This window comes from Arthrobacter sp. 05T423 (assembly GCF_056396245.1).
This window is the reverse complement of the sequence record NZ_JBFTLC010000078.1, coordinates 1-2,655: the sequence shown is the minus strand read 5'-3', so window position 1 is coordinate 2,655 and position 2,655 is coordinate 1. Positions and strand designations below refer to the sequence as shown.

General features: G+C 67.7%; 3 protein-coding genes. All 3 read right to left on the bottom strand.

Features of this window, described 5'->3' with window-relative positions; all coding sequences use genetic code 11:
- Positions 1–846: 846 nt before the first annotated feature.
- A complete protein-coding gene (locus AC1DFE_RS23915; protein ID WP_476908311.1) occupies positions 847–1,188 on the bottom strand; it encodes a histone-like nucleoid-structuring protein Lsr2 in 342 nt (113 codons plus the stop codon).
- A gap of 223 nt (positions 1,189–1,411) precedes the next feature.
- Entirely contained in the window at positions 1,412–1,762 is a 351-nt protein-coding gene (locus AC1DFE_RS23910) for an Hpt domain-containing protein (RefSeq protein ID WP_476908310.1), read from the bottom strand.
- Positions 1,755–2,447, bottom strand: coding sequence for a signal peptidase I (locus AC1DFE_RS23905; RefSeq protein WP_476908309.1), 693 nt, complete (start codon positions 2,445–2,447; stop codon positions 1,755–1,757). The genes AC1DFE_RS23910 and AC1DFE_RS23905 overlap by 8 nt, the downstream gene beginning before the upstream one ends.
- Between the last annotated feature and the right edge of the window lie 208 nt (positions 2,448–2,655).

Below are 2,655 nucleotides of genomic sequence, written 5' to 3'. Positions count from 1 at the left end.
CCCATGGCACTTGTTTCCTTTCGGGGAAGCCCACCCCCAGTGGGCCGGCCGCAAACCTTTTCCAGCCCTGTTTGGCTGACAGGAACGACTTTGCCCGGCCACCATCAAGAACCCAGGCTGGGAACCGTCAAGATCCCATCAAGACTTGAACAGCTGCGATCCGGCCACGTGCCAGGCCGCCGGCACGGTCCCGGCAGGCCAGCGGAGACGCTTGTGCGCCGGAACGCTGTGACGCGCGCCGGTGTGGGAGTAACCTGATCACGGCCTGCCGGGCAGGAGCACTCTGGGCAGCAGCACGGTGGGACGGCGGATGGAGTGCCCGCCGCACAGGGTCGCCCCGCGCCGCACGGGCACCCAGCGGAGCCGTTCAGGGTTCCGGTTCGGGGTTTCCGGATGACTGGTGCGTCGCCGGGTTTGGGTTGCCGGACCAGAAAGCTATCTGGGGGAGCTGCCGGGTCCGGCTGTCCTGCCGGGCGGTCGAGGGCACGGGGGCTGGGGGAAACGGGGGTGGCTGTGGGGTCTTTTGCAGCTCCGGCACCAGCGATGCAGAAAGGGAATCAGTCGTGTGGGCGACCGGTGACGATGAAGTCCGGACTGACCGGATGTGGGCCGGGGTCAAGGAACACCGACGGATCCCAGGAATCGCTCGAGGCCGCCAGCGCACCGGATGCGCGCAGCGTCGTGCGGGAACTGGACGAGACCGATGCGATGGACGAAGGGTTACCCGGGGCGGAGGGTTTGTCGTCGAGGAGGTCACCGCTGAAGTCGTGCCGCAGGCCAGGGACGGGTCCGGCAGCGTCCTGTTTGACAGGCGGGGTGTTGGCCGGCGATGGATGGGCGGGCAGGTTACCTGCCTGCGCGTCTTTGGGATGCGATGAAGGCGTCCATGATCGGTTTGCTGATTCTGCCCCGGCTGTTGGGCTTGTAGCCGTTTTCCCTGGCCCAGTCCCGGACCACTTGTGCCTGGCGGGGGTTGACGGGTGCGGCGGCCTGCCGGGCATTGGCGGCGCCGCTGCGCTGTTGCCGGGCGTGATCGATGAAGGGGGCCAGGTGTTGGCGGAGCTCGGATGCGTGCCTGTCGGTGAGGTCAATGACGTACTGGACCCCGTCAAGGGAGAACCTGACTGTTTCCTGTGCAACCTCGCCGTTCAGATCATCCACTAACTGCACCACGAAATGCTGAGACACTGCCCTGCTCCTTCCCTCACCCGGCTCCTGCGCGGGCGGATCATGCCCTTCCGCGGCGGCGCTCTCATGCCGGTGGCGGCACGTCCCCCTGCCGGGGTTCATCGCTTCCCTTACCAGCCTAGGGACTGACCTTGGGAAAAGCCTTGTGTCCCGCCACCGTGGCGGGAACGGGCCCGCGCGGGCCTGCGCCGGTTGCTGGACCGTGCCCGAATCAGACACCGGCCTACGGTGGGCAGCGGTGCGTGCTGGTCTCTGCTGTGGTCAGCCGCTCTGCCGCACGGAGCGCGTGTTCGTAGCGGTTCTCGCGGATGAGGGTTTCGATGGCGCGGCAGTGGGCTTCGGTTTCCAGTGCACCGGCCATGGCGGAGGTGACCTTGAGGCTGAGGAGTGCGTCCATGCTGGTCTTGGGGTCCTGGTCCTGCAGGGCGGTACGGATCCGGTGGATCCGGCCGGGGAGCATGCTGATGTAGTCGTTGAGGAACCGCAGTGCCGGGACGGGGGTTCCGAGGTCCTGGGCAAGGGTCCGGATCCGGGACAGGTCCAGTACCGGGTACAGGACAGGTGCGTCAGGCACGGGAGGAGGCCTGCGCCTGTCCGGTGCCGCTGGTGTCGGCGTCGGGGTGCTTGGGGTCTTTGCGCCAGATGGAGGTGAGGAGGCCCAGGACGAGGACGGCCGGTGCACCATACACCAGGGTGTTCCTGACGGCTGGTTCGCGCAGGGTGCGAATCGCTGTGCCGAGGTACGGGATGGTCGTGACCTGCCGGTCGACCATTTGTCCTGAGAGCGTGGCAACCCAGGGGTCCTTGCCGTTGTTGGCGTCGCCCTTGGTCTGCACGGCTGTTTGTCCGGTCGGGGTGGTGGTGATCTCGATGATCCGGTGGGTTTCGACCCGCTGGTCCTCGACCGGGATGTGGTAGGTGATGATGTCCCCGACCCGGATGTCCTTGACCGGCACCGGGACCGTGACCACGACGTCGCCGGGATTGATCAGCGGCGCCATCGACCCGGTGAGCATGGTGGAGGTCTGGTATCCCAGCAGCCTCGGGCCCAGGGCCAGCAGCGCGAACGCCGCGATGGCCAGGACGACCAGGACGGTGCTGAGCACCTTTCCAGTGCGCTGCAGGACCCGGGTGAACCCCGCCGGGGCCGGCGTGCCGGCGGGCTGCCTCTGCCGGCTGGGGCGGGCGAGGCCGGGGGCCGGCACTGCGGTCGCCGTGTCCGGGGTGCCGGCGGTGGCCAGGTCCAGTGTGGTGCTCATGATCGTGGTCTCTCATTGACGCTGCGGTGGCGGTGCTGTTCGTGCCGGGGGCCGGCACCGGCCCGGGGTGGTGGGAGTTACCGGTGCAGGGTTATTTGGTGGTTCCGGTGCGCTGGGTGCCGGTGAAGTCGAAGCCGATGGTGGAGGACAGGCCCTGGAAGGTGTTCGGCGCGCTGGACGGGAACGAGGTGGTGACCTTCAGGTTATC

What these genes read in the sequence shown, in the direction of transcription:
- AC1DFE_RS23905 (WP_476908309.1), bottom strand. Translation starts at nt 2,447, where the DNA reads ATGAGCACCACACTGGACCTGGCCACCGCCGGCACCCCGGACACGGCG.